The organism is Neolewinella sp., from assembly GCF_965214665.1.
GTDB lineage: Bacteria > Bacteroidota > Bacteroidia > Chitinophagales > Saprospiraceae > Neolewinella.
Window position 1 is genome coordinate 768,220 of the sequence record NZ_OZ243970.1, and the last position, 16,541, is coordinate 784,760.

Genomic DNA, 16,541 nt, shown 5'->3' on the forward strand with positions numbered 1-16,541 from the left:
GCAGTGACGACCCCGTCACCCCGTACCCCGCAACTCCCATGACTAACTATACGATTACCGTCTTTACTGAAGACCAGACCGGCCTTCTCTCCCGCGTAGTAGGCATCTTTAACCGGCGCAATCTGAACATCAGTAGCCTGACAACCAGCGCCAGTAGCGACGAGTCCATCTTCCGCTTTACCATCGTAGTGAAGGTGACCGAGGAAATGGTCATCAAACTGGTAGCGCAGCTGGATAAGCAGGTGGATGTACTAAAGGCCTTTTATTATGAAGATGCCGACATCGTCTACCAGGAGATCGCACTCTATAAAGTACCCATCGAAGTCTTCACCAACGGCAGCCGGGTGGAGGTAATGATCCGCCGGCACAACGCCCGCGTGCTGCTGATCGAGCCGGAGTACGTGGTGATCGAGAAGACCGGCCACGAGTACGAAACGGAGGCGCTACTGACCGAGCTGCGGCAGATCGGGCTATATGAGTTCGTCCGCTCCGGCCGCGTCGCCATCGTAAAACCCATGGAGCGTTTGAATAGCTACCTCCAGGAGCTAAAGGACGAGTTCGAAGACTAGCCCCGGCGTACTATCTTGACGCCATGGACTACGAAAATCTTCTCCTCGATCAGCAGGACGGTATCCTGACGATTACCCTCAATCGCCCCCAGGCCCTCAACGCCATTAATACCAAGACGCTGCACGAACTGCACAGCTTCTTCAGCAGTGACTACCGGGGGCAGGACCGCTTCCACGGTATTATCCTGACCGGGGCCGGTGACCGGGCCTTTGTAGCCGGGGCGGACATCAAAGAATTTCTGGGGATAGCGGAAGACGGCAACGGGGCAGCTATGGCGCACCGCGGGCACGAGATCCTCTTCCAGATCGAGCGCTTTCACGTCCCCGTCATTGCCCTCATTAATGGTTTCGCTCTCGGAGGCGGCTGCGAGCTCGCCATGGCCTGTCACCTGCGCATTGCCACCGAGCAGGCTAAATTTGGACAGCCGGAGGTCAACCTGGGCATTATCCCCGGCTACGGCGGCACCCAGCGCCTCAATCAGTACATCGGTAAGGGGAAAGCTACGGAGCTCATCCTCACCGGCAACATGATCGACGCGCAAGAAGCCTACCGCCTTGGCTTGGTGAACCATGTCTTACCCACGAAGGAGGAAGCCCGGGTCAAAGCCGTCGAACTTCTTACTACAATCGGGAGAAAAGGGCCGGTCGCCATTCGCGAATCCATCCGCGCCATCAATGCCTATTATGCTAACCCCGAGGCGTTCGCCACCGAGGCCGGGGCCTTTGGTACCGTCACAATGACGGAGGACTTCAAAGAAGGGGCTGCCGCCTTTGTAGAAAAGCGGCCGGCGGTGTTTCGGGGCTCCTAAAGCACCTCCTCTAACTCCACGTAAAACATCAGTTCGCTCCCCGGAGGAATACTGCCATCGGGCGTGCCCCCCTCTCCGTAGCCGAGCGCGGCGGGAATGATGAAGGTAGCCCTGTCGCCGACCTGCAGTAGATCGATGCCCTCATCCCAGCCTGCGATCACGCGCTGTGCGCCGAGCGGGAACTGAATGGACGAACCGCGCTCGAAGCTCTGGTCGAAAATCTCGCCATTCGAGGTGAGCCGCCCGATGTACTGTACCGATACGGTCTTGCCGGGCTCGGCCTCCGCACCGCTACCTTCCTCGTGGATGATGTAGCGCAGACCACTCGGCGTAGTCTGAATCTCCCCGTCGAGCTTACCGGCTTGGTAGTCCTCGTATACCTGCTGGCTGAAGGTCATGCGCTCATCCATACGACCCCGCACTTCCTCGGCTTTGGCCTGTGCCTCCTGGGCGGCCTCTTCCTGGCGGGCGTTAAATTCGTCCTGGTCGATGATCTCGGTCACCTCCAGGTCGTAAAGCAGTACGGAATCGTTTTCCATTCCCGGGGGCTTGCGGGGGAAGTTCTCCAGGTTAGCGCGGATCAGCACGCGCTCACCCACCCGGACCTTACGCAGCACGTCCTCTACCGGACCGGTATCGGCAGTGACGATGGAGTCGGACAGGGCCTGGATCACCGGGGGTGGGCCGCCGGCCGTCTTTGTGTCGATCAGCACGCTATCACCCTCCGTTTTCAGGATGGCGTTGAAGTAGATGAACTCGCCGGGTTCCGCGAGCTGACCCTCGTCGTTGGTGGTCAGGTAGGTGTAGCGGTTGCCCGCCTCGGTAGTTTGCATGCCATCCTTGCCCGCCTCCGCGTTGCAGCCGGCAGCCAGCAGCGTCACGGCGGCCAGAAGGGTGAATAGTAGATTGCGCATAGTCTTCATTGGTTATTGAATTCGTGGTAACTCGCTTCGATCTCGGCCGCATAGCGGGGCAGAGCTTTTTTGAACCGATTGATGGTTGAGCCCAGCGGGGCAAAACTCGCCCCCCCGGCCGCATTGCGGTGGCCGCCCCCGCGGAAGAGGGCCTTGCAAATCTGCTGTACGTCCATACTCCCCTTGGAGCGCAGACTCAATTTTACGATAGTAGGCTGCTCATGGATAAACGCTGCCACCATGATCTCCGGCATGCGCAGGATGTAGTTGACCACCCCCTCGGTATCCCCGCGCTGAATGTCAAAGTGCTCGTAATCTTCCTTGGTCAGGTAGATCAGGCCCGTTCGGAACTCCGGCAGGAGCTCCATGCGGTTGGCCAGGCAGTGACCCAGCAAGCGCAGCTGCTTCTCGGACATATTGTTCCATACGTGATCGGCCACCTTGTAGGCGTCCGTACCCGCCTCCAGCAGCCGGGCCACCGTGCGGAAAAGCAGGGGCGAGGTGCTGTACTTGAACCCCCCCGTATCGGTCAGGATGCCGGTGTACAGGCAGTCCGAAATTGTACAGTCCACCAGGGCCGCATCGCCTAGCTCATCGATGAACTCAAAGACCATCTCACAGGTCGAACTCCGCTCCGGCCGGCTAAATATGGGGTTGGCGATCGGCTCCGGGTGCAGGTGGTGGTCGATCATGATCCGCGGCCGGTCATCGCCACTCATGCGCTCGGCCATCTTGTCCACCCGGTCGAAGGAATTGAAATCCAGCAAAAAAAAGAGCGTAGCGGCATCGATACAGCGCTCCGCCAGCTCCGGCTGGTCATCGTAGATGAGGATCTGCTGTACGTCCGGCAGGAAGCCCAGAAACTCCGGATAGCCGGAAGGTAGCAGAATAGTCACGCCGTGGCCCCGGCCGCGCAGGTAGTGCAGCAGTCCGAGGCTGGAGCCCACCGCGTCACCGTCCGGGTTGCGGTGGCTGAAAATTACGATGTCCTGGCGGGTAGCCAGCAGGCGGCGAGCGGCCTCGATGGGCTGAAGCATAGGGGAGAATACGACGAAGGCGCAAAGGTCCGAAAAAATGCCGGGGTGGCCAAAACTTCCTACTTTTGCGGCCCTTACCAAATTACCCCCGCCCGCATGGCCACCAATCGTACCTTCACCATGATCAAGCCCGATGCCGTACGCAACGGCCATCTCGGGGCTATCCTTGCCCAGATCAACGCGGCGGGCTTCCGGATCGTCGCGCTCAAGTACACCCAGCTCAGCACCGATAAGGCCGGAGAGTTTTATGCCGTCCACCGGGGCCGTCCCTTTTACGACGAGCTGGTGCAGTTCATGAGCAGCGGACCCATCGTAGCCGCCATCCTGGAAAAGGAAAATGCCGTAGCCGACTTCCGCACGCTCATCGGGGCCACTAATCCCGCCGAAGCCGAGGTCGGTACCATCCGCGCCAAGTACGCCAGCAGCATCGGGGAGAACGCCGTACACGGCAGCGATAGCGACGAAAATGCCGCTATGGAGGGGCAGTTCCACTTCGCCGGCACTGAGGTGTTCGCCTAGCACCCGCGTGCCCGCCCTGCCCGATTTTTCCGCCCTGCGCGTCCTGGTCGTCGGGGATGTGATGATCGACCGCTACCTCAGCGGTAGGGTCGACCGCATCAGTCCCGAAGCCCCCGTGCCCGTGGTGCTCTACCAGGGGCAGGAAGACCGGCTGGGAGGCGCGGCCAACGTGGCCCTTAACGTCACCGCCCTAGGTGCCTGGGGCGCGGTCGCAGGTGCAACCGGCGTGGATGAAAACGCCGAGTCCTTCCGCCGACTCCTCACCGCTCACCGCCTTTCCCAGGATTTCATCGTAGCCGATCCTGACCGTCCCACCACCGTCAAAACCCGCGTGATGAGTCAGGATCAGCAATTGCTGCGCATTGACCGGGAAAGTGCCGCCGAGCTGGTGGGCACGGTAGCCCAGAAGTTGTATAATTTGATTGCCGGGTATGTGACTGGTCCGGGTCTGGACCTCATCATCCTACAGGATTACAACAAGGGGGTGCTGGGGGTGGCGCTGATCGCCCAACTCATTGCCCTGGCGCGCGAGCACGACGTACGGATCGTGGTCGACCCTAAAGCCACTAATTTTTGGGCCTACCGGGGAATCGATCTCCTTAAACCGAATCTGCGCGAGGTGCAGCAGCAGCTGGATTTTGCCGTGAAGCCCGTAGTTGCGGACCTGGACCGTGCGACGGCCGTGCTCTTCGATCGACTGGGGTGTAAGCAGGTGATGGTTACCCTATCCCAGCACGGCATCTATACCCACGACGGCGAGCGCTCGGCCATTCACCCGACCCGGGCGCGGCGGATCGCCGACGTGAGTGGGGCCGGAGATACGGTCATCGCCGTAGCGGGTTGTGCCCTGGCCGCCGGTATGACCCTACCGCAGGGCGCAGCGCTGGCCAACGTGGCCGGTGCCCAGGTGATCGCCCGGCCGGGAGTAGTGGCCGTGGACCTGGAGCAGCTGCGCCGCGACTGGGCAGTAGGGGGTTGAACACACCGTTTCAAGCGCAGTTATACACCATCTTAGTCAACGCATTCTATGTACCTATTCGATCTTTTCGGGCTCGAGCTCGACTTTCAGCCACTCTTTGACGAGCTACGGAGGTGGTGGGCGCTGATCCTGCGTAACCTGCCTAATCTCCTACTAGCGGCCATTGTCATCGTAGTGGGCTATGTGGTGACGGGCTTCATGAAGAAGTACTTCAACAAGATCAGCCGGCGGCTGATCCACGATGCTACGGTAGCCGGCCTGCTGAGTTCAGTATTGACTGCGCTGCTGGTGCTCGCCTTCATATTCCTCACCCTATCGGTCCTCAACCTTACGGGAGTGGTAACCAGTTTACTGGCCGGTGCCGGTGTGATCGGTCTAGCGTTGGGTTTGGCCTTCCAGGATCCCATCCTCAACCTCTTCAGCGGTATCCTGCTCTCGGTACGTAGCCTATTTCGGGTAGGCGACCTCATCGAGGTGCGCGACTACTTCGGCAAGGTGCAGGAGGTGACCCTGCGGCATACCACGCTGATGACCCTCCAGGGGCAGGACGTCATGATCCCCAACAAGATTGTAGCCCAGGAGCCCATCAAAAACTACACCAAACTAGGCATGCGCCGGGTGGATCTTTCCTGCGGCGTGAGCTACGGCGATGACCTGGAGAAGGTGAGACAGATCACCCTCGACGCCGTCAAGGCCAGGGTCGCTTACGATAAGGACCGTAAGGTCGAGCTCTTCTTCAACGAATTCGGCGATAGCTCCATCAACTATACCCTGCGGTTCTGGCTGTCCGACCGTAAGAGTGGCCAGGCGGATTTCCTCGAAGCACAGAGTGAGGCCATTATGGCCATCAAGCGCGCCTACGACGAAAATGACATCATGATTCCCTTCCCGATCCGCACCCTCGATTTTGGGATCAAGGGGGGCGAGAAACTCTCCGAGATGCTCTCCACCGAACATCCCGAGTGATCTCCTGTTTTTAGCGGTAGAGAGTGCAACATACTCAATCAACCAAATCACCTTACCACCGCGCCCCGCACTTGGGCCCATCCACTAATCAAAGTATTACATTATGAAAATGCGTATTATCACCCTGGCTCTACTCCTTAGCTTTAGCGGCCTATTTTATAGTTGTGCCGAAGGCAGCCCCGCGGACAACGCCTCCGACGAGGTAGCTGCTGAAACCGAAAATGCCGTTGCCAACATGGGCGCCGAGGTCCGCGACGAAAGCAACGAGCTCGACCGCAACTTCCGCGACGCGCGTGCCAACATTGATGCCCGTATGACGGAGCTCGAGCGCGACATGGAAGGTGCCGACGACGAGATGAAGGCCGAGATGCAGGAGGAGTACGACGAGCTGGAAGGCTACCGCAGCGATATCGACGACCGTATGGACCGGGTCGGTAACAACATGGAAGCCGGCTGGAGAGACTTCAAGGGTGATGCCAAACAAGGCTGGGCTGACTTCAAGCGTGAATCCGACGATCTGCTCAAGAACGTAGAGCGCACCTTCGACCCCGAAGGTGACCTGGAGTAAGCACTAGCGGTTACCACAAGCAACCACCCGGTGGAGTTTGGCTAACAACCGGCTCCACCGGGTTTTTTTTATCCTAAAATGTCAAGGCTATGATCCGTAAAGGAAGTAAGGTGAAGTGGAAATATGCCAACGGTGAGGCTACCGGCACCGTCGAGGAAACCTACACCGAGGAGATTACTAAAACTATCAAAGGCAGCAAAATCACCCGCAAGGGGGAAAGTGGCAACAAGGCGCTATACATCAAACAAGATGACGGCGACGCCGTGCTGAAACTAGAATCAGAAGTAGAAAAAGCCTAACACCTATGGACAACAATTCCGATATTAACAAGTCAACGTACGAAGTTCGGCCCGAGGGCACCGACGCGATCATCAACGAAATTGCGATGTTGCACCGCCAAAGTGCCAGCTACTACCGCGATTTTGCCACCGCGCTGCGGCCCGATGAGGAAACTCCCGCTAACTACTTCGATGAGCTGGCCGCTTACCACGAGGCCATGCTGGAAAAACTCAATGGCATTCTGGCCGATATTTCCGGTGGGGTACATACTCCCTCCCGCAGTTCGGAGACCGTGTTCAAGAAGCAGGAAGCCGCCCTCAACCGTGCCCTGCAGGCAAAAAATGTAGTGGAGCTAGCCAGTATGGCACATGACAATGAGGAGGCGCTCAGCCACTCCTACGAGAAAGCACTGGGCAATACCCAACTCCTTGACTTCGCTGAAGAAATTCTACACGCTCAGCACCAGGAGATTCTGATCTGGGTCAACCGCGCCGACCGCTACGCCACCGTGCCCCAGGATCGCAACGACCACTACGACGACCAACACAAATCCAATCTATGATTCGCCTCACCCTCTCGTTATTGATTCTTTGCTCCAGCTTAGTCTCCGCGCAGCAGGCCGCTACCATCACCGATGGCACTACCACCTACGATAAGATGACGCTGCCCTCGATGTCGATCCAGCTTGATGCACCCGTAGATGTGGTGTACGACATTTGGGATGACTTCTGGGACGAGCGCTACGACATCGATATCGACCGTACAGATAAGGACGGCGACAACATCGCCTATCTAGCCGAGCAGGTACCGGTACGCAGTCTGGGAGATAAGAACCTCGACGTGTACTCCAGCGTGGGGGGCAACGAGCAGCGGACGACGGTGAACCTCAGCTTGGCCTACGCTGAAAATGACGTAATCACCCGCACCAACCACGAGGGTGACTACCAGACTGCTTCGGCAATCTTACAGGAATTTCGGACGTATTTCTACCAGCGCTACTTCGACGAGAAGCTTACCGATACCCGCGACGAGCTGGCTGATCTACGGGACGACTCGCAGGATGCGTCCAAGGACGCCGAAAAGGCCCGCAAGAAGATTGAGAAGTACGAGGATAAGATTGATAAATACCAGCGAAAAATTGAAGATGCGCGTGAAAACGTAGGCGACGAACTTCAAACCGCTGAGGAAAAGAGTGAGCGGGTCCGCCAACTCGAACTGCAACTTCAGGAGCTCGAACGCACCCGTAAGCAGTACTTAGGCTAACTTTACTCCCGAACGCAATCGAACTACACCCATATGGCCCAAACAACCGAGACCACTTCGCACGAGAACCCACCGCACCTGGATGCGCCCGTTGCCCATAATTTCAATGTAGATAAGGAGGGGCGTAAATACGGTATCCTACTGGGCGTGGCCGTTGCGATCTACCTACTCATCGTCAATGCCCTTACCGTAGAGCTACCGCTTAGTGTGCGCTTTGCCAAGCACCTGCTCATTATCCCCATCGTTTGGTATGCGACCAAGCAGTACGCCGAAGCGATCTACAGTAGTAATGCCGTCTTTAAGGCCGAGATCGGCCTGCTATTCCGTATTGGTGCGTGGGCAACCATCGTACTAGCGGTCGGTAATATCACCCTGGCAGCGATTAAACCTGAGTGGGCCTTCGAGCAATTCCTCAACGACAACGATAGCTTCGGCGACGCGATGATGAATAGCTTCTTCGTAGCTATGGAAACGTTGGTTTTTGTCCTCATCATCGGGTTCGTCTTTATGCAGTACTACAAGGGAGGTAGCGCACCTGAGGACTAATGCCGCAACCCCTACCATCCATCAAGCCCCCCGGCAAGATTCACCAAGGGGTGAGCTTTCAGCGCATCGCGCACTTTTTGATCTGCCTGAGTATTGTGCTTTACGCACTTTACGCAGGCAGTTCTTTTTTTATCCCCCTCACTTACGGCATGTTTTTTGCCCTGATGCTACAGCCCGCCTGCCGCTGGTTCGAGCACATCATTCACCACCGTATGCTGGCGGTGATCCTTACCCTCACCGCCGCTACCATTCTGGTCGTCGCGGTCATCCTATTTTTTTTTAACCAGGTGCAGGGTATTCTTACCGAAGCCGATGACATCTACGCCGGTCTGCAGGAAACCCTCTACGAGTGGGCGGAGTACGGCGGGGGCACCTTCGGACTTTCCGGTGAGGAGGTCGAGACCTACATCGATCAGGCGATCACCAGCGTGAGTGACGAGCCTCTGGGTATCGTCTCCACCGGCCTTTCCACCAGCGGCGTACTACTCGCCAACTTCTCCCTGGTCGCCATTTACACCTTCTTTTTTCTCCTGTACCGCACGGCCGTGAAGAACTTTGTACTCGGGCAGCTCAGCGACGGCGACCAGCAGGAAGGCCTCCAGACCCTGAACGAGGTACAGCAGATCGCCAAGAGCTACCTCGGGGGGATGCTGCTGGTGATGCTGATCCTCGGCATCCTGAACAGTGCCGGGCTATTTGCGATCGGACTGGACTACTTTCTGGTCTGGGGCTTCCTTGCCGCGGTGCTTGGCGTCATCCCCTACATCGGTACCCTAGTCGGGGGCTTGCTCCCCTTTGTATTTGCGATCGCCACTACGGAGAGCGTATGGCAACCTCTACTCGTGGTGGTCCTGTACGTAACGGTACAGTTCGTGGAGGGAAACTTCATAACCCCGAAAGTGCTGGGTGGAAGCGTAAAGATCAATGCGCTAGCTGCAATCATAGCCGTCATCATCGGCAGCTTCTTCTGGGGCATCGCCGGAATCATTCTGGCCATTCCCCTCCTGGCTATGGTACGAATCATCTTCACTCACATCGAGCCCCTGCGCCCCATTGCCTTACTCCTAAGTGACGATCTTTACGAGCGCTCCGGAGAGTTCCTGAGTACCTACAACGGCCCTCGCTTTCGGTTAGCGAACCTGTTCAGCGGTAAGGGTCATATCAGCAGCCCGGGCCCGCGTACGCGCCTAAGTAAGAAGGCCGCGAAGCAACCAAGCTACCCCGATGCCAAGGTAGTTGCCGATCCCGAACCCTAGCAGGGATACGCCCAGCGCCGTGGCAAGAAGCCGACGGTTGCCAATGGCGGCAGCCACCTGTACCACGAACACCGGTCCGTACACCGCCGCTACGTAGCTCAGAATAAAGGTGTCACGATCCACCCGGGCCAGTTTCGCCAGCAGTAAGTGCAATAACGTAGTAAGGCCCAGGGCAACCGCTGAAAAATACAGTAGTTCCAGCCCGTGGTCGACCAGGGTACGGAAATCCGCCAGTAATCCGATAGCCACGCAGAAGATCAGCACGAAGTACTCGCCCAGGGGGTAGGTGTCGCCCAGCCACCGGGGCAGTGGCGTGAGCGCTAACGAGAGTCCTAAACTGGTCACAACCAGCACCAGGAAGGTGGGGGAGGTGGCACTGCCCGTCACGAGGTAGCTCAGTCCGGCCCCGGTGGCGGTAATCGCTGCGGCCGCTACCAGCTGAATGGCTCCCCGAAGGAAGGGTACCCGCTCCTCCACTTCGGTGGCACCCGCGGCGGCCCCGCCCCCAGTATGCTGTGGTGTGGGGGGGAAGATGCGGGCAAAAATCGAGGGGAGAAAGGTGATGAGCGCTAGCAGATACGCCCCCCCCAGCAACACATCCGCAGCCTGAATCAGTACCAGGTAATCGGCCGGGGCCTCCAGGGCCAGACCGATAGCCTGTACATTAGGCGTGCCGCCGGTGTAGAGCCCGGTGAGCATACCGGCAACCTTCCAGCTATCGGGCACGGTATCGGACAGGAGCAAGGTAGCACAGATGGTAGCCGTGAGGCCGGCCAGGCAGCAGAGACCGAACGCTAACAGCATCCGGGGTGCATGCCTCAGTACCTCTCGGGGGCGCACCGCCAGTAGCAGCAGGGGTAAACCAATCAGCATGCTACCGCCCGCGAGATCTTCTAGGAGTCCGGCAGGAAGGGTCAGCAGACGCAGGTTGGCCAGCAGGATACCGGCGGCATAACAAAGTACGATACCGCTGCACCAGGCCGGTAGGTACCCCCGGCGCGCGGCAAGGGTGGCTAGCACAGGGGTGGTGAGGGCAAAACCGTAGGCAATTAGCGACTGCAATCCGGCCTAGTAGTGCAGGTGCAGCAGGGTGCCACGACCCGACCGGGGTACCGAGGCCACCAACAGATTCCCGTAGTCTTCCTCGCCGATGGATAGCCGCGCGTCACTACCGAGGAGGGCGTTGAGCAGCTGCGGGGTCGTGTTACTGTGGCCGACGACCAGCACGGTTTTACCGGTGTAATTACGGCGTAGGGTGCCGGCCAGTTGGTCGAGTGCGGCCGGATCGTACGGCTGGGTGTCTAGCCCGTGGGCGGTGGCCGTGGGGGCGGCGGTGGCTAGGGTGCGCCGGGTATCTGTAGCGTAAACCGCGGCCAGATCTACTTCCTCCAGCATATCACGCAACTGTTCCGCCCGGGTGGTGCCGGCGGCGGTCAGCACGGGATCGTCGCCCGGCTCTTTTTCGGCGTGGCGCACCAGGATCACGGTGGCTACCTCGCGGCCGGTAGTTGCGGCGGGGTCAGCAGTTGCAGCTTCGCCGGGGCCGCAGGATGCAGCGCTGAGGAACACTAGGAAGGGCAGGAGCAGGTAAGGGATCATATGCCTTCCTTCATTTTCTCGGCATTCTCGGCGACCTGCAGGCCTTCAATAATGGGCTCAAGGTTGCCGGCTACGATCTTATCGAGGCTGTGGAGGGTGAGGTTGATCCGGTGGTCGGTGACGCGATTCTGGGGGTAGTTGTAGGTGCGAATCTTTTCGCTGCGGTCGCCGCTGCCGACGAGGGACTTACGTGCGCTGGCCAGTTCACTGGCCGCGGCGGAGTCCTGAGCATCCTTGATGCGGCGGTAAAGCTGTGCCATGGCGATCTCCTTGTTCTTGTGCTGGCTGCGACCGTCCTGGCTCTCGGATACGATGCCGGTGGGCAGGTGGGTAATACGGATGGCAGACTCGGTTTTGTTGACGTGCTGCCCGCCGGCTCCCGAGGCGCGGAAGGTATCGATTTTCAGGTCGGCCTTATTGATGTTGATGTCCTCTTCCTCCATCTTGGCCAGGACGGCCACGGTGGCCGCCGAGGTGTGGACGCGGCCCTGGCTCTCGGTTTTGGGTACGCGTTGGACCCGGTGCACGCCGGATTCGAACTTGAGGCTAGAGTAGACATCGTCGCCGTGCACTTCGAAGACTACCTTGGAGTAGCCGCCGGCCGTGCCCTCGTTTTCGTCGATCACCTCGACCTTCCAGCCCTGGGTGTCGACGTAACGTTTGTACATATCGAAGAGGTCGCCGGCAAAGATGGCCGCCTCATCGCCGCCGGTGCCGCTACGGATTTCCATGATGATGTCGCGCTCATCCTCCGGGTCTTTGGGGATAAGCATGACCTTCACCCGCTCGTCGAGCTCCGTTTTGGCTTCGCGCAGTTCTTCGTATTCCAGTTGGGCCATCTCGCGCATTTCCGGATCGGGATCCTTGCGCATAGCTTCGGCGGTAGCGAGGTTATCGGTGAGGTCCTGGTACTGGAGGTAGGTGTCCGCAACCGGTCGGAGCTTCCCGTATTCTTTATTGACCTTGGTGAAGCGGTCCGGATCGGTGATGATCTCGGGATCGGAGAGCTGCTCCTCCAGGTTTTTAAAGCGGTGAAAGATGGCTTCGAGCTGGTCGATCATAGAGGCGCACTTGGCTGGGGCGGGCCAAGATACGGCGGGGGGCTACAAAAACTCCAGCCTACCCCCGCGCATGCGTACCCGTACGGCGGGGGCCGAGTCGAGGTCCTCCCGCTGCCGCCGCTGCACGGTGAAATCGGAAGCCCGCAGAACGTCGGAACGGATCTTGCCGAAGCGCGTCGGTAGACCGGCACCCTCATCGCCCATGGCCAGCACGGCCGCCAGGGGGGCCTCCAGGTCTTCGGTAAGGCGGTAGCAGAAGGAGTCCATAGCCAGGCGCACGGCCACCTCGTCGTGCTGATTGACGAAGGCATCCGGTACCAGACTCGTCGCGGGGGTAAGGATGGTCAGCGTGCGACCGTGGTAGCTCAGCAGGGTATCGAGCTTGGGGTGCAACTGCGGGAACCAGCTCAGCAGCGCGTCGCGGTCGCCGAAGATGAGCTCCGGGTGGTTAGTGGACGTAGGGGGGCATACCTGGAGCAACCGTTTGACGGAGCTGAATTGCCGCGCATCGGTGATGAGTTGCCAGAGGTTAGCGGTGGGGAGTAGCACCAGACCACCAGCGCGCAGGGCGGGCAGGGCACCGATGCCGCGGGGCGGCATCCGTGGGTGCATGGAAGCGGGGGTAGAGATTCCGATCATTCGGATGGGTTATACCTTCATCCAAGAGGATAAAAGGTGGTGTACAGAACGTGCCGTGGGCCAAAAGACCCGGCAAATGGAGTAGCGACGGCTGACCGACACCCGCCGGCCGACTCATGCCGGTCCATTCAGGAAATCAAACTGTATTTTGCCGCTAAGATTGCTTTGGTCCCTAAACTTTCACCGTGCGTCCCATTCTTTGCCGCTTGTTTCGCAGCGCAGCCGTGGCCAGTCTCCTGCTGCTTTTCGCACCCGCCGGGTTGTGGGCGGATCACATCGTGGGGGGTGAGTTTCAGTACCTTTTCGTAGGGTGGAAGAATGACGACCCCAGTACCGGTATCCGCCGCTACCACGTTTTCCTCAATGTGTACCGGGACTGCATCCGGGGCGGTGCGTGCTTTGACGGAGGGGATGAGCTGCCCCGACAGCCACCCAAGGAAACCTGTGTGGTGCTGCCGGGGGAATCGCAGAAATCAGCCCCGATGCATATCACGGTCTACGATGGCGACCAGGTATTGACCCAGTACGCAAGTCTTGCAGTTCCCTTCACTGGTTTTAAAGACGTAGCGGTCAATCTGGGCAATCCGTGCCTCGTACTTACCGAACCGGTCTGCCAGGAGCTGGCGACCTATCAGTTCTTCCTGGAACTGCCGGTATCGGCTAACCCCTATACCATTGCCTACCAGCGGTGCTGCCGCAACGAGAGCATCCGCAATCTACTCAACGGGAACAGCATCGGGGCTACCTACTTTATCCAGATACTGCCGGAAGCTCAGTTGACAGCGAACAGCAGTCCGCGATTCAATATCTTCCCGCCCATTGCTATTTGTATCAACGCCGATTTTCGTATCGACCTGGGGGCCACCGACAACGATAATGACAGTCTCGCTTACAAAATGTGTGATGCCAAGGTGGGTGCGGGGCAGGACGGCCTCAATCCCCCCGCCCGCACGCCGACTACCTTCGATGACCTGGCTCCCACCGTAGAAAGCCCCTACCCCTATACCTCGGTCACCTATCTCGCCCCTCGGTACAACGTCAATAATCAACTCGGCATCGGAAGTGAACTTCGCATCGACCCCCTCACCGGCGAGTTATCCGGCCGGCCCCTTTATCCCGGCACGCACGTCATCGCGGTTTGCGTAGAGGAGTGGAGCCGCGATAGTATACCGGTACTGCTGAGCGAGACGAAGCGTGAGTTCCAGCTCAGCGTGAGCCGTTGCGGCTCTACCGTCGAGGCCGATTTGCTGGAAACGGAACTCGATGAGCAGGGCCGGTTCTACATCACCCAGTGCGGCTTCGGGCCGAACACCATCGTCAACCAGAGCACCCTGGAAAGCTCCATCACGTCCTACGACTGGGAGCTAAGCGGTCCCGGCGGTGCGCTGCTTACCGGTACGAGTCGCAATTTCGTCACCAGTATCAATCAGCGCGGGGTATACGAGGGCAAAATGTTCCTCAACCGCAGTTCCTTCGCCGAAAACTGTAAGGACACCGCGGAGTTCTTCCTGGAAGTCCTGCCGGGCCTCGACCCCGACTTTGAGGTCAGCGAGATCGTCTGCGACCCCGAGCCGGTGCAGTTTACGGACCTGAGCACCACGGAATCCGGACAGCGAATCACCGGCTACAGCTGGAACTTCGGGGATTCCACGGCGCGCAGCCGCTCCATCAGTCCCGAGCCAAACTACCAGTACCAACGGGGTGGCAACTTCAATGCGGTGCTTACCGTCACGGACGAAAATGGCTGCGCGGATAGTATCACCAAGCAGGTGCCGTATTTTCCCAGTCCCCGCACCCTGCTGTTGGAGCCTAGTAACGGTTTCGGCTGCGCCCCCTACACCAATTTCTTCGTCAACCGCTCGATCCCCATCAACGACGACTATACCTTCGAGTGGCAGTTTGGCGACGGGGGAAGTTCCGATGCGCGTGATCCTATCCACGAGTACGCCCTGCCGGGTCGGTACGACGTCTACCTGGGCGTGACTTCCCCCATAGGCTGTTTCGTCGATACCATCTTTGAGGAGTTGATCGACGTGCGGGAATCTCCCGTAGCGGATTTTGGCTTTTCACCCGAGCAGCCCACCAATGCATTTCCCGATTTCCGGGTCACCGATCGCAGCATAGGAGCCAATAGCTACCGCTATACGATCACGGATAATGCCGGCGATCAGCTCTTCACTACGCCCCTGGCCGAGTTCGACTACCGCCTGCGGGATACCGCCACCATTTACATCAATCAACTGGTGGCCCATCCCAGCGGTTGCCGCGACAGCATTACCAAAAATATCAACCTCTACCTCACCAACGCCGTGACCGCCCCGAATGCGTTTACGCCTAACGGCGACGGTGTCAATGATCGGTGGATGCCCGAGGGACTCTGGGAGGGCGCTACCGATTACCGCCTCCGCATCTGGAACCGCTGGGGGGAGATGGTCTTCACGACGCTCGATTTCGAGGGCTCCTGGGACGGCACCTTCCAGGGCTCCAATAGCCCGGGCGGCGGTTACCTCTGGGACGTCACCTACCGCAACTCACAGGGCGACGTCGCGGCCCTCAAGGGGGGGGTCGTACTGATCAGGTAGCCGCCACCGCTCCAGATCAAGGCTATCCGGCAGCCGTACGATCGCCTCCACGACAAAACCGTTGCGGCGAAGCGCCCGGCGGGAGGGCTCATTATGGGGCTCCACGTGGGCCAGCGGCCAGCAGCCGTCCGCCCGCAGTAGGTCTACACAGCTTCCGATCGCGATCGTTGCTATACCCCGACCCCGGTAGGCCGGCGCTACGTTGTAGCCCAATTCTACCTCGTCCTCGTCCTCCAGCAAGCCCTTTCCTCCGATACTTCCGACGACCCTTTCGTCAGACACTATCAGAAAGGGGGCAGTCCAGCGGTAAGGCCGTAGCGCCGCGATCGGTAGCCGCAGCGCCTCATCCGCTACCGTGCGGGGGGGCAGGGCCGCGGTTGTAATGGCATACCCTCGGAAGGGTTCCCGTTCCGCCCGCAGCAGGAGCTTCCGTAGTTCCTCGCGCGTCGGCTGGAGTAGGCTGATCATTCGCTCAGCGGTGGGGGCAGTACTTCGGCGGCACTCAGCATCCACTGCCCGTCCTCCCAGCGCCAGTGGTGGCGGTAGCCCTCCCGAAAGCTGCCGGGCTGACCGGCGTAGGTCCAGGAAAAGGTACGCAGACCACTACCCACCGGAGCGGTATCGTCACCGGTGAGGGTGAGACTATCGACGTGGAGCCGCAGATTTGGAAACACGTTGCGTAGCTCGGAGAGTTCACGAAGGAACTGGTCCTTACCCTTCGTGACCGGAGGCGTCCGGTAGGTGATCGTAAAGTCCGGGGCTAGGATACGGTCCAGCACGGCGGCATCTAATTGCTCGTAGGCGGCATGAAACAGGGCTTCCCGCTTGACCAACTTTTCCCGATCCGCCCCACCGTCGTTACCTTGGGCGGGGCCGCAGGTGCAAAGTGAATGAAGAACCAGGAATGCTACCAGGAAATACCGCACGCTGCGTTAACGCCCCCCGGCCAAAAAGG

The 16,541-nt window shown here is 59.2% G+C and carries 20 protein-coding genes; 12 read left to right on the top strand and 8 right to left on the bottom strand.

Translation table 11 applies throughout. The annotated features are described in order from the left end of the window. Positions 1–38: 38 nt before the first annotated feature. Together ilvN and ACOOHD_RS03525 are read left to right on the top strand one after the other, a co-directional pair. Positions 39–569 (top strand): acetolactate synthase small subunit, encoded by a 531-nt coding sequence (gene ilvN / locus ACOOHD_RS03520; protein ID WP_420460182.1) that lies wholly within the window; start codon positions 39–41, stop codon positions 567–569. Positions 570–592: 23 nt separating this feature from the next. Then, positions 593–1,378, top strand: coding sequence for an enoyl-CoA hydratase/isomerase family protein (locus tag ACOOHD_RS03525; protein WP_420460183.1), 786 nt, complete (start codon positions 593–595; stop codon positions 1,376–1,378). On the opposite strand, the gene ACOOHD_RS03530 is transcribed toward ACOOHD_RS03525, so the two are convergent. Both ACOOHD_RS03530 and ACOOHD_RS03535 read right to left on the bottom strand, forming a co-directional pair. Then, on the bottom strand, positions 1,375–2,292 hold the full coding sequence (locus ACOOHD_RS03530; protein ID WP_420460184.1) for an FKBP-type peptidyl-prolyl cis-trans isomerase: 918 nt from the start codon (positions 2,290–2,292) through the stop codon (positions 1,375–1,377). The genes ACOOHD_RS03525 and ACOOHD_RS03530 overlap by 4 nt on opposite strands. A gap of 5 nt (positions 2,293–2,297) precedes the next feature. Further along, complete coding sequence (locus tag ACOOHD_RS03535) at positions 2,298–3,329, bottom strand: DHH family phosphoesterase (protein ID WP_420460185.1); 1,032 nt, start codon at positions 3,327–3,329, stop codon at positions 2,298–2,300. A 96-nt stretch (positions 3,330–3,425) separates the two neighbouring features. Between ACOOHD_RS03535 and ACOOHD_RS03540 the strand changes: the two genes are divergently transcribed. The 9 genes from ACOOHD_RS03540 to ACOOHD_RS03580 all read left to right on the top strand — a co-directional run bounded on the left by ACOOHD_RS03540 (position 3,426) and on the right by ACOOHD_RS03580 (position 9,705). Then, complete coding sequence (locus ACOOHD_RS03540; protein WP_420460186.1) at positions 3,426–3,848, top strand: nucleoside-diphosphate kinase; 423 nt, start codon at positions 3,426–3,428, stop codon at positions 3,846–3,848. 7 nt (positions 3,849–3,855) lie between these two features. Continuing rightward, entirely contained in the window at positions 3,856–4,827 is a 972-nt protein-coding gene (locus tag ACOOHD_RS03545) for a bifunctional heptose 7-phosphate kinase/heptose 1-phosphate adenyltransferase (protein WP_420460187.1), read from the top strand. Positions 4,828–4,875: 48 nt separating this feature from the next. After that, positions 4,876–5,793, top strand: a complete 918-nt coding sequence (locus ACOOHD_RS03550) for a mechanosensitive ion channel family protein (RefSeq protein WP_420460188.1) — start codon at positions 4,876–4,878, stop codon at positions 5,791–5,793. A gap of 109 nt (positions 5,794–5,902) precedes the next feature. Further along, complete coding sequence (locus ACOOHD_RS03555; RefSeq protein WP_420460189.1) at positions 5,903–6,361, top strand: hypothetical protein; 459 nt, start codon at positions 5,903–5,905, stop codon at positions 6,359–6,361. Positions 6,362–6,450: 89 nt separating this feature from the next. Further along, a complete protein-coding gene (locus tag ACOOHD_RS03560; RefSeq protein WP_420460190.1) occupies positions 6,451–6,660 on the top strand; it encodes a DUF2945 domain-containing protein in 210 nt (69 codons plus the stop codon). Positions 6,661–6,665: 5 nt separating this feature from the next. Beyond that, the gene (locus ACOOHD_RS03565) at positions 6,666–7,202 is read left to right on the top strand and encodes a hypothetical protein (protein ID WP_420460191.1); all 537 of its coding nucleotides are present in this window, start codon (positions 6,666–6,668) and stop codon (positions 7,200–7,202) included. After that, a complete protein-coding gene (locus tag ACOOHD_RS03570) occupies positions 7,199–7,903 on the top strand; it encodes a hypothetical protein (protein WP_420460192.1) in 705 nt (234 codons plus the stop codon). The genes ACOOHD_RS03565 and ACOOHD_RS03570 overlap by 4 nt, the downstream gene beginning before the upstream one ends. Before the next feature lie 33 nt (positions 7,904–7,936). Then, entirely contained in the window at positions 7,937–8,449 is a 513-nt protein-coding gene (locus tag ACOOHD_RS03575) for a hypothetical protein (RefSeq protein ID WP_420460193.1), read from the top strand. Next, the gene (locus ACOOHD_RS03580) at positions 8,449–9,705 is read left to right on the top strand and encodes an AI-2E family transporter (protein ID WP_420460194.1); all 1,257 of its coding nucleotides are present in this window, start codon (positions 8,449–8,451) and stop codon (positions 9,703–9,705) included. The genes ACOOHD_RS03575 and ACOOHD_RS03580 overlap by 1 nt, the downstream gene beginning before the upstream one ends. Here ACOOHD_RS03580 and ACOOHD_RS03585 read toward each other — a convergent pair. The 4 genes from ACOOHD_RS03585 to ACOOHD_RS03600 are packed head-to-tail and all read right to left on the bottom strand — an operon-like array spanning position 9,637 to position 13,004. After that, positions 9,637–10,767 carry a DUF819 family protein gene (locus ACOOHD_RS03585; protein WP_420460195.1) on the bottom strand — a complete coding sequence of 377 codons (1,131 nt, stop codon included), beginning with the start codon at positions 10,765–10,767 and terminating at the stop codon, positions 9,637–9,639. The two genes, ACOOHD_RS03580 and ACOOHD_RS03585, sit on opposite strands and share 69 nt — an antisense overlap. A 6-nt stretch (positions 10,768–10,773) precedes the next feature. After that, positions 10,774–11,304: a histidine phosphatase family protein gene (locus ACOOHD_RS03590; protein WP_420460196.1), complete on the bottom strand. Its 531-nt coding sequence runs from the start codon at positions 11,302–11,304 to the stop codon at positions 10,774–10,776. Further along, positions 11,301–12,365 (bottom strand): peptide chain release factor 1, encoded by a 1,065-nt coding sequence (gene prfA / locus ACOOHD_RS03595; protein ID WP_420460197.1) that lies wholly within the window; start codon positions 12,363–12,365, stop codon positions 11,301–11,303. The genes ACOOHD_RS03590 and prfA overlap by 4 nt, the downstream gene beginning before the upstream one ends. A 42-nt stretch (positions 12,366–12,407) precedes the next feature. Further along, a complete protein-coding gene (locus ACOOHD_RS03600) occupies positions 12,408–13,004 on the bottom strand; it encodes a Sua5/YciO/YrdC/YwlC family protein (protein WP_420460198.1) in 597 nt (198 codons plus the stop codon). 185 nt (positions 13,005–13,189) lie between these two features. Between ACOOHD_RS03600 and ACOOHD_RS03605 the strand changes: the two genes are divergently transcribed. Further along, positions 13,190–15,586, top strand: coding sequence for a PKD domain-containing protein (locus ACOOHD_RS03605; RefSeq protein WP_420460199.1), 2,397 nt, complete (start codon positions 13,190–13,192; stop codon positions 15,584–15,586). Here the strand turns inward: ACOOHD_RS03605 and ACOOHD_RS03610 are convergent. Continuing rightward, complete coding sequence (locus ACOOHD_RS03610; protein ID WP_420460200.1) at positions 15,536–16,054, bottom strand: GNAT family N-acetyltransferase; 519 nt, start codon at positions 16,052–16,054, stop codon at positions 15,536–15,538. The genes ACOOHD_RS03605 and ACOOHD_RS03610 overlap by 51 nt on opposite strands. Beyond that, positions 16,051–16,512, bottom strand: coding sequence for a nuclear transport factor 2 family protein (locus ACOOHD_RS03615; protein WP_420460201.1), 462 nt, complete (start codon positions 16,510–16,512; stop codon positions 16,051–16,053). Before ACOOHD_RS03615 ends, ACOOHD_RS03610 begins: the two co-directional genes overlap by 4 nt. Positions 16,513–16,541: the final 29 nt, after the last annotated feature.

Bases quoted from the DNA above. Each gene is read 5' to 3' on its own strand.
- ACOOHD_RS03610 (WP_420460200.1), bottom strand. From the start codon at position 16,054: ATGATCAGCCTACTCCAGCCGACGCGCGAGGAACTACGGAAGCTCCTG.
- ACOOHD_RS03535 (WP_420460185.1), bottom strand. From the start codon at position 3,329: ATGCTTCAGCCCATCGAGGCCGCTCGCCGCCTGCTGGCTACCCGCCAG.
- ACOOHD_RS03530 (WP_420460184.1), bottom strand. From the start codon at position 2,292: ATGCGCAATCTACTATTCACCCTTCTGGCCGCCGTGACGCTGCTGGCT.
- ACOOHD_RS03565 (WP_420460191.1), top strand. From the start codon at position 6,666: ATGGACAACAATTCCGATATTAACAAGTCAACGTACGAAGTTCGGCCC.
- ACOOHD_RS03580 (WP_420460194.1), top strand. From the start codon at position 8,449: ATGCCGCAACCCCTACCATCCATCAAGCCCCCCGGCAAGATTCACCAA.
- ACOOHD_RS03590 (WP_420460196.1), bottom strand. From the start codon at position 11,304: ATGATCCCTTACCTGCTCCTGCCCTTCCTAGTGTTCCTCAGCGCTGCA.
- ACOOHD_RS03560 (WP_420460190.1), top strand. From the start codon at position 6,451: ATGATCCGTAAAGGAAGTAAGGTGAAGTGGAAATATGCCAACGGTGAG.
- ilvN (WP_420460182.1), top strand. From the start codon at position 39: ATGACTAACTATACGATTACCGTCTTTACTGAAGACCAGACCGGCCTT.
- ACOOHD_RS03525 (WP_420460183.1), top strand. From the start codon at position 593: ATGGACTACGAAAATCTTCTCCTCGATCAGCAGGACGGTATCCTGACG.
- ACOOHD_RS03600 (WP_420460198.1), bottom strand. From the start codon at position 13,004: ATGATCGGAATCTCTACCCCCGCTTCCATGCACCCACGGATGCCGCCC.
- ACOOHD_RS03550 (WP_420460188.1), top strand. From the start codon at position 4,876: ATGTACCTATTCGATCTTTTCGGGCTCGAGCTCGACTTTCAGCCACTC.
- ACOOHD_RS03540 (WP_420460186.1), top strand. From the start codon at position 3,426: ATGGCCACCAATCGTACCTTCACCATGATCAAGCCCGATGCCGTACGC.
- ACOOHD_RS03575 (WP_420460193.1), top strand. From the start codon at position 7,937: ATGGCCCAAACAACCGAGACCACTTCGCACGAGAACCCACCGCACCTG.
- ACOOHD_RS03570 (WP_420460192.1), top strand. From the start codon at position 7,199: ATGATTCGCCTCACCCTCTCGTTATTGATTCTTTGCTCCAGCTTAGTC.
- prfA (WP_420460197.1), bottom strand. From the start codon at position 12,365: ATGATCGACCAGCTCGAAGCCATCTTTCACCGCTTTAAAAACCTGGAG.
- ACOOHD_RS03555 (WP_420460189.1), top strand. From the start codon at position 5,903: ATGCGTATTATCACCCTGGCTCTACTCCTTAGCTTTAGCGGCCTATTT.